The following is a 7,239-nucleotide window of genomic DNA, read 5'->3' on the forward strand; positions in this document are numbered from 1 at the left end:
CGCTTGCTTCATTTGAGCAGCGCTTCGATCTCGGCGGTCAGGTCTTCCGGCTTGGTCGTTGGTGCGAAACGCTTGACCTGCTGACCGTCGGCGCTGATCAGGAACTTGGTGAAATTCCACTTCACACCCTGACTGCCGAGCAGACCCGGAGCGCGCTTTTTCAGCTGCACGTACAGCGGATGGGCATCGCTACCGTTCACGTCGACCTTTTTGAACAGCGGAAAGCTCACCCCGAAATTCAGCTCGCAGAACTCGGAAATGACCCCTTCATTGCCCGGTTCCTGCTTGCCGAACTGATTACAAGGGAATCCCAGCACCACCAGGCCCTTGTCCTTGTACTGCTGCCAAAGGTTCTCCAGGCCCTTGTACTGCGGCGTAAAACCGCACTTACTGGCCGTATTGACCACCAGCACGGCCTTGCCCTTGAAGTCGGCCAGAGTTTTTTGCTCGCCTTTGATGGTGGTGCACGGGATGTCGAACAGTTCGTTGCTCATGATGATCGCCTTTACCTTTGATGAATCCATCAAAGGTATCGAGCAATTGAATTGTGCGCAATTCAATTGGCTAAAAATAAGGCCCACTGATAGGCAGACCTCATTCTCATCAAGTTTCGCGCGGCATCAGCTTGAGCGACGCCGAATTGATGCAGTAACGCAAGCCCGTGGGCGCCGGGCCGTCCGGGAAGACATGCCCCAGGTGCGCGTCGCACTTGGCGCACTTCACCTCGATGCGATGCATGCCATGACTGAAATCGTCCAGGCTGCTAATGACTTCCTTACTCACCGGCTGAAAATAGCTCGGCCAGCCACAGCCCGAGTCGAACTTGGCGGCGGAATCGAACAGCTCGACCCCGCAACAGGTGCAGTGATAGACACCGGGTACCTTGCTGTCATGGTATTCGCCGGTAAAGGCGCGCTCCGTGCCACCTAAACGGCAGACATTGAACTGGGTCTCCGACAGCTCTTCGCGCCAGACTTCCAGGGGTTTCTCGAGCTTGTCCACAGGCAGGTCTCCTCAACTGAAAAAAGCCCGATCAGTCGCTTTGCCAAGATCGGGCTGCCACGTATGATTCGACCCCAGTCTGTCACCCGCGTTACAGCCTGCCAAGACGTGCTGGATTGAGTCTTTTACCCGGCCTTTCGGGTCGTGGAACGCTATGACGCGGGGTGGTATAGGGTTTAGCGCAGGCACAACATGTCCATTTGCGGCGCGTAATCTGCGCTTTTTACCAGTTTTGGCCTAGCCAGCCTTTGCTCGTCACGCGTTCACACGGCCTGAATCAGCGGCGCCTCATCATTTCGGGATCACTTACATGCAGGTCAGCAAATCGAACAAGCTCGCCAACGTCTGCTATGACATTCGCGGACCGGTGCTCAAGCACGCCAAACGCCTGGAAGAGGAAGGCCACCGCATCCTCAAGCTGAACATTGGCAATCCGGCACCGTTCGGTTTCGAAGCCCCCGAGGAGATCCTCCAGGACGTGATTCGCAACCTGCCCTCCGCGCAAGGCTACAGCGACTCCAAGGGCCTGTTCAGTGCCCGCAAGGCGGTGATGCAGTATTACCAGCAGCAGCAGGTGGAAGGCGTCGGCATCGAGGACATCTACCTCGGCAACGGTGTCTCCGAGCTGATCGTGATGGCCATGCAGGCGCTGCTCAACAACGGCGACGAAGTGCTGATCCCGGCACCGGACTACCCGCTATGGACCGCCGCAGTGGCCCTGTCCGGCGGCAAGCCGGTGCACTACCTGTGCGACGAACAGGCCGGCTGGTTCCCCGATATCGCCGACATACGCGCAAAGATCACCCCGAGCACCAAGGCGCTGGTGCTGATCAACCCGAACAACCCGACTGGCGCCGTGTATTCCAGGGCCATACTGGAAGACCTCGTCGAACTGGCGCGGCAGCACAACCTGGTGCTGTTTTCCGACGAAATCTACGACAAGATCCTCTACGACGAGGCCCAGCACACCTGCACCGCTTCCCTGGCGCCGGACGTGTTGTGCCTGACCTTCAACGGCCTGTCGAAGTCTTACCGGGTCGCGGGCTTTCGCAGCGGCTGGGTGGCGATCTCCGGGCCCAAGCATCGGGCACAGAGCTACATCGAAGGCCTGGATATCCTCGCCAACATGCGCCTGTGCCCCAACGTGCCGAGCCAGCATGCGATCCAGACCGCCCTCGGCGGCTACCAGAGCATCAACGACCTGGTACTGCCCAACGGCCGCCTGCTCGAGCAACGCAACCGCACCTGGGAGCTGCTCAACGACATCCCCGGGGTCAGCTGCGTCAAGCCGATGGGCGCGCTGTACGCGTTCCCGAAGATCGACCCGAAAGTCTGCCCGATCCACAACGACGAGAAGTTCGTACTGGATCTGCTGCTCTCGGAAAAACTGTTGGTCGTCCAGGGCACCGCGTTCAACTGGCCGTGGCCGGATCACTTTCGCGTGGTCACCCTGCCGCGAGTAGACGACCTCGAACAGGCGATCGGCCGTATCGGCAACTTCCTCAAGGGCTACCAACAGTAACCGGAGCGTTCCATGTCCCAGGCCAAACGCTACTTGCTCACCGGCGCCAGCTCCGGCATCGGCGCCGCGCTCGCCCGCGAACTGGCCAGCAAAGGCTATGACCTGGCGTTGGCTGCACGTCGCGAAGACAGCCTGCACCTGCTGGCGGCGGAACTGCAGGCGCGCTTCGGCCGCCACGTGGCGGTGTTGCCGCTGGATGTCACCGACTACGCCGCCTGCCAGGATGCCGTAGGCCTGGCCGCCAACGCCCTCGGCGGGCTGGATGGAATCATCGCCAATGCGGGTATCGCCCTGGCCGGCAAAACCGGCGGCGGGCACTTCGAGCGCGCCCGCCTGACCCTGGAAACCAATCTGATCGGCGCCATCGCTTGCCTGGACGCCGCTGCCGCGCTGTTTCGTCAGCAAGGTCATGGTCACCTGGTCGCCGTCGCTTCGGTCGCCGGCAAACGCGGCCTGCCTCATACCGCCGCCTACTCGGCGAGCAAGGCCGGACTGATCAGCTACATGGAATCCACTCGTACCGAATTACTCGGCAAAGGCATCGACACCAGCCTGATCCTGCCAGGCTTCATCGACACACCACTGAACCGTGGCATGCCCAGCCGGCCCTTTCTGATCGACGTGGAACGTGGCGCCGCGCTGATTGCTAACCACATCGACAAGCGCCACCGCAGCGCCTATGTGCCCGGCTGGCCCTGGGCAATACTCGGTCGCCTGCTGCCTTTACTCCCCACCTCGATGATTGCCAAGTTCTGAGCCCCATGGACCTACAGATCGACGATTTCTACCAGGATGCCGCCCGCGGCCTGCTGCTGCTCTACCAAACCTTCCCGCGCAAGATGGCGCTGTATGTGGAGGACCTGATCGGTCGCGAAGAGGCGGACGAGTTCGGCCTGCCAAGCAAACGCCACCAGAGCTGCCTGGGCGCCCTGCTGTGGCTGGCCGAAGAAGGTTACCTGCGCTTCGACTCGAGCATTGCCTACGACGCCCTGGATCAGGCGTACTCAGTGAAAAAGGCTTTCTGCGCCTGTCACGTAGCGTGCCCCACGCCCTATCCGACGGCGACGCATTGCCACCCAGCGTGCGCCGCGTGCAAGGCACCCTGGCCTTCCGACTGCGCCAGGCAATCGCCGAGCAACACGGCGAACGAGTCGCCCGCCTGACTCGCCTGCTCTTCGAAAGCGCTCTAGTTGGCGCAAACGACACAGTTTGAAATAGTCCCTCGATTGAAGATTCCAGCCCCGCGCCCTTATATAGCCCGCATAACCGGTACGCCTTTCCCGTGAGGAGTAGTTTCACACCATGATGCGCATTCTGTTGTTCCTGGCCACCAACCTGGCCGTCCTTATCATCGCCAGCATCACGCTAAAACTACTAGGGGTGGACCGCTACACCGGCCAGAACTACAGCAGCCTGCTGATTTTCTGCGCCGTGTTCGGTTTTGCCGGCTCGCTGATCTCGCTGCTCATCTCCAAATGGATGGCGAAGATGAGCACCGGCACCGAGATCATCAGCCAGCCCCGCACCCGCCATGAACAGTGGTTGCTGCAAACCGTCGAGGAACTGTCCCGCGAAGCGGGCATCAAGATGCCCGAGGTGGGCATCTTCCCGGCTTACGAGTCCAACGCCTTTGCCACCGGCTGGAACAAGAACGATGCGCTGGTCGCCGTGAGCCAGGGCCTGCTGGAGCGCTTCTCCCCCGACGAGGTACGCGCCGTACTGGCCCACGAGATCGGTCACGTGGCCAATGGCGACATGGTCACCCTGGCGCTGATCCAGGGCGTGGTGAACACCTTCGTGATGTTCTTTGCACGGATCTTCGGCAACTTCGTCGACAAGGCGATCTTGAAAAACGAAGGCGGCCATGGCATCGGCTATTTCGTCGCGACCATCTTCGCCGAACTGGTACTCGGCATCCTGGCCAGCATCATCGTCATGTGGTTCTCGCGTAAACGTGAATTCAAGGCCGACGAAGCGGGCGCACGCCTGGCCGGCACTAGCGCCATGATCGGCGCGCTGCAGCGCTTGCGCGCCGAGCAAGGGGTACCGGTGCAGATGCCCGACAGCCTGACCGCGTTCGGCATCAACGGCGGCCTGAAGCATGGCCTGGCTGGTCTGCTGATGAGCCACCCGCCACTGGAGGAGCGCATCGAAGCGCTGCGTCAGCGCGGCTAAGCACGGCACGCACAAAAAGGGCGACCAGTGGTCGCCCTTTTTTATGGCTAATGCTCAGAGCCCGCACCAGCCCGAGCTCTCCTTACGACTGTGGCGAGCCTGGCCATGCCGCGGTAACGAACCTTAAGCCCACACCCCTGTCGGATTTTAGGAAGGTCAAGAACCTCGAGGATTGAGCATGCCTCGACACTGTTCCGAGCACGACGACAACGGGAGACGATGACATGAACTACAACTGGGATCTGATCGAACGCTTGCTGCATGAAGTGCAGAACTCCGCCGGCAAGCGCTTCGCCCCACGGACTTACGCCGAGGAGCTGGCTGCCGAACTGCAGCACGCCGGCCAGGCCATCGGCAACTTGGACGCACTGAAGGCGCAGGCGACAGAATATGAGGCGCTGCTGCTCAAGGCGGGCTTTATTGCCGCTCGCCCGGAAAGCGAAGGCGGTAACGGCGAGAACTTCGTACTGACCGATCGCGGATTGCAGCTGCTCAGCATGATCGACAGCAGCTTCCCTGGCGACGAACACCCACGTGAAGTGCTCGACAAGCAAGGATTGGCCGTGCTGACGCCAGAGATTTTCGACAAAGTTGCCGCCGAAGCGACTCTCACCTGACGGCCCGAACGTTTGGCGCCATCACCGCTGCATGATTGACTCTACCTGGGGCCTGACTGCCCCAGACGGGTCATGCAACTACAAACTTCGGGATAACTGCTGCTCATTCGGTGCGGATCAGTCGATAAGCCCGCTCATCCAGGCGTGTCAGCCCTCGCTGCTGAAACTTCAAGTTCTCCCCTAGCACGTCCCGCGCCTCCATTAACCTCATCTGCCAGCCACTCTCGAATAGCCCCTGGACTTCTGCCTCATCCAGCGCAAAGGGTGGCCCCTGCATCTCTGCTTGCGGGTAATCCAGAGTCACCAGCAGGCCCTGGCAACCAGGCGCGAGAAGCTCACGCAGGTGCGCCACATAGCGCGCGCGCATCTCGGCGGGCAAGGCGATCAGGGCGGCACGGTCATAGAACGCCTGGCAGTCGCCCAATTGCTGCGCAGTCAAGGCGAAGAAGTCACCGCAGTAGATCTCCAGCGAGCCGGCTCGATAGACCTTGAACGCCCCGTCCTGACTGATCTGCGCCTGCAACTCATGGACGCTGAAGAAATCCTCGACTGCCTTCTGCGCCAACTCGACACCCACCACCCGACAACCTTGCGCCGCCAGCCAGGCCATATCCAGGCTTTTGCCGCACAGCGGCACCAGCACCCGCGTCCCGCTCGGCAACGCCAGATCTGGCCAGTAACGTTGCAGGTAGGGATTGACCTCGTGCGCATGAAAACCGATTTCGTTGCGCGCCCAACGCGCCTGCCAGAATTCCGCGCGCATGCTGCCTCCTCAATGTTTAACCGAGCAATCCTGACCCAAACTGCGCGCCGAGGCCAACCCACTCTACTCCCGGGGGCAATTGGAAACTGAGCACTCAGACGCCGATCAGCCCTGCGCGGCAAGGAGCGAATAACGCCTCAAGCCAACGCCTGCCCAAAGCATCTATTAAGCCGATCAAATAGTCCGAATATTACCGTTTGATTCCCCCGAATGACTGATTGAAGATCGTCCTCATTGCTAAGGAGCACGCCATGCTACCCAGTCTGTTCATCTCTCACGGCTCACCGATGTTGGCCCTGGAGCCCGGTGCCAGCGGACCGGCGCTGGCCCGCCTGGCCGCAGAACTGCCGATACCCCGCGCGATCCTGGTCGTGTCGGCACACTGGGAGAGCCCGGAACTGTATGTCACCAGCTCTGCCCGGCCGGCCACCTGGCACGACTTTCATGGCTTCCCAGAAGAGCTTTATGCACTGCACTACCCCACCCCAGGCCATCCGCAGCTAGCCCAGGAGGTCGTCGAGCAGCTAAAGGTTGCCGGACTGCACGCTCGACTCGATCCACAGCGGCCGCTGGATCACGGCGCCTGGGTCCCTCTGTCGTTGATGTACCCGCAGGCCGAGATTCCCGTAGTGCAACTGTCATTACCCAGCCGCCAAGGCCCTGCATTACAGACCCAGATCGGCCATGCCCTGGCCGGACTGCGCGAAGACGGCGTGCTGCTGATCGGCTCCGGCAGCATCACCCACAACCTGGGCGAGTTGGACTGGCACGCCGGCCCGGAGGTGATTGCACCCTGGGCACAAGCCTTCCGCGACTGGATAGTGGCGGCATTGGCCCGCGACGATGAGATCGCGCTGCATGACTACCGTCGCCAGGCTCCGGCTGCCGCACGTAATCATCCTAGCGACGAACACCTGCTGCCGCTGTTCTTCGCCCGCGGCGCCGGCGGCACCTTCAAGGTCGAGCACAGTGGCTTTACCCATGGCGCACTGGGGATGGACATCTACAGCTTCGCCTAACAGCCTTGCAAAGCGCGCCTCCCGGGCCAAACAGCAGCCATGAAAAAGGCTCTGTCCCAAAATTGTGTTGCAAGGACTAAGCTTTAAGGCAGACATCCGCTTGTGAGGTCTGCCCACCATGGATACTCAAGCCTTTCAGCG

8 protein-coding genes and 1 pseudogene are annotated in these 7,239 nt (G+C 61.0%); 6 read left to right on the forward strand and 3 right to left on the reverse strand.

Annotation, left to right across the window (positions count from 1 at the left end; all coding sequences use genetic code 11):
• Nucleotides 1–8: 8 nt before the first annotated feature.
• Nucleotides 9–494 carry a glutathione peroxidase gene (locus FBY03_RS20015; RefSeq protein WP_147174105.1) on the reverse strand — a complete coding sequence of 162 codons (486 nt, stop codon included), beginning with the start codon at nucleotides 492–494 and terminating at the stop codon, nucleotides 9–11.
• A gap of 109 nt (nucleotides 495–603) precedes the next feature.
• Nucleotides 604–1,002, reverse strand: coding sequence for a peptide-methionine (R)-S-oxide reductase MsrB (gene msrB / locus FBY03_RS20020; protein ID WP_147174106.1), 399 nt, complete (start codon nucleotides 1,000–1,002; stop codon nucleotides 604–606).
• 310 nt (nucleotides 1,003–1,312) lie between these two features.
• On the opposite strand from msrB, the gene FBY03_RS20025 reads away from it, so the two are divergent.
• The 5 genes and pseudogenes from FBY03_RS20025 to FBY03_RS20045 all read left to right on the forward strand — a co-directional run bounded on the left by FBY03_RS20025 (nucleotide 1,313) and on the right by FBY03_RS20045 (nucleotide 5,316).
• Nucleotides 1,313–2,524, forward strand: coding sequence for a pyridoxal phosphate-dependent aminotransferase (locus FBY03_RS20025; RefSeq protein ID WP_147174107.1), 1,212 nt, complete (start codon nucleotides 1,313–1,315; stop codon nucleotides 2,522–2,524).
• 12 nt (nucleotides 2,525–2,536) lie between these two features.
• Nucleotides 2,537–3,280, forward strand: a complete 744-nt coding sequence (locus FBY03_RS20030; protein ID WP_147174108.1) for an SDR family NAD(P)-dependent oxidoreductase — start codon at nucleotides 2,537–2,539, stop codon at nucleotides 3,278–3,280.
• 5 nt (nucleotides 3,281–3,285) lie between these two features.
• Nucleotides 3,286–3,737 (forward strand): annotated as a pseudogene (locus tag FBY03_RS20035) (hypothetical protein).
• Between the two features lie 89 nt (nucleotides 3,738–3,826).
• Nucleotides 3,827–4,699 carry a protease HtpX gene (gene htpX / locus FBY03_RS20040; RefSeq protein ID WP_147174109.1) on the forward strand — a complete coding sequence of 291 codons (873 nt, stop codon included), beginning with the start codon at nucleotides 3,827–3,829 and terminating at the stop codon, nucleotides 4,697–4,699.
• A 224-nt stretch (nucleotides 4,700–4,923) separates the two neighbouring features.
• Nucleotides 4,924–5,316 (forward strand): transcriptional regulator, encoded by a 393-nt coding sequence (locus FBY03_RS20045; RefSeq protein ID WP_147174110.1) that lies wholly within the window; start codon nucleotides 4,924–4,926, stop codon nucleotides 5,314–5,316.
• 103 nt (nucleotides 5,317–5,419) lie between these two features.
• On the opposite strand, the gene FBY03_RS20050 is transcribed toward FBY03_RS20045, so the two are convergent.
• Nucleotides 5,420–6,079, reverse strand: a complete 660-nt coding sequence (locus FBY03_RS20050; protein ID WP_147174111.1) for a thiopurine S-methyltransferase — start codon at nucleotides 6,077–6,079, stop codon at nucleotides 5,420–5,422.
• 251 nt (nucleotides 6,080–6,330) lie between these two features.
• Here FBY03_RS20050 and FBY03_RS20055 point away from each other — a divergent pair, with 251 nt between their 5' ends.
• The gene (locus FBY03_RS20055; protein ID WP_147174112.1) at nucleotides 6,331–7,098 is read left to right on the forward strand and encodes a class III extradiol ring-cleavage dioxygenase; all 768 of its coding nucleotides are present in this window, start codon (nucleotides 6,331–6,333) and stop codon (nucleotides 7,096–7,098) included.
• The last annotated feature ends 141 nt before the right edge of the window (nucleotides 7,099–7,239 follow it).

This window comes from Pseudomonas sp. SJZ079, assembly GCF_007993865.1.
GTDB lineage: Bacteria > Pseudomonadota > Gammaproteobacteria > Pseudomonadales > Pseudomonadaceae > Aquipseudomonas.

What these genes read in the sequence shown, in the direction of transcription:
- FBY03_RS20025 (WP_147174107.1), top strand. Translation starts at nt 1,313, where the DNA reads ATGCAGGTCAGCAAATCGAACAAGCTCGCCAACGTCTGCTATGACATT.
- FBY03_RS20030 (WP_147174108.1), top strand. Translation starts at nt 2,537, where the DNA reads ATGTCCCAGGCCAAACGCTACTTGCTCACCGGCGCCAGCTCCGGCATC.
- FBY03_RS20015 (WP_147174105.1), bottom strand. Translation starts at nt 494, where the DNA reads ATGAGCAACGAACTGTTCGACATCCCGTGCACCACCATCAAAGGCGAG.
- FBY03_RS20055 (WP_147174112.1), top strand. Translation starts at nt 6,331, where the DNA reads ATGCTACCCAGTCTGTTCATCTCTCACGGCTCACCGATGTTGGCCCTG.
- FBY03_RS20050 (WP_147174111.1), bottom strand. Translation starts at nt 6,079, where the DNA reads ATGCGCGCGGAATTCTGGCAGGCGCGTTGGGCGCGCAACGAAATCGGT.
- FBY03_RS20045 (WP_147174110.1), top strand. Translation starts at nt 4,924, where the DNA reads ATGAACTACAACTGGGATCTGATCGAACGCTTGCTGCATGAAGTGCAG.
- htpX (WP_147174109.1), top strand. Translation starts at nt 3,827, where the DNA reads ATGATGCGCATTCTGTTGTTCCTGGCCACCAACCTGGCCGTCCTTATC.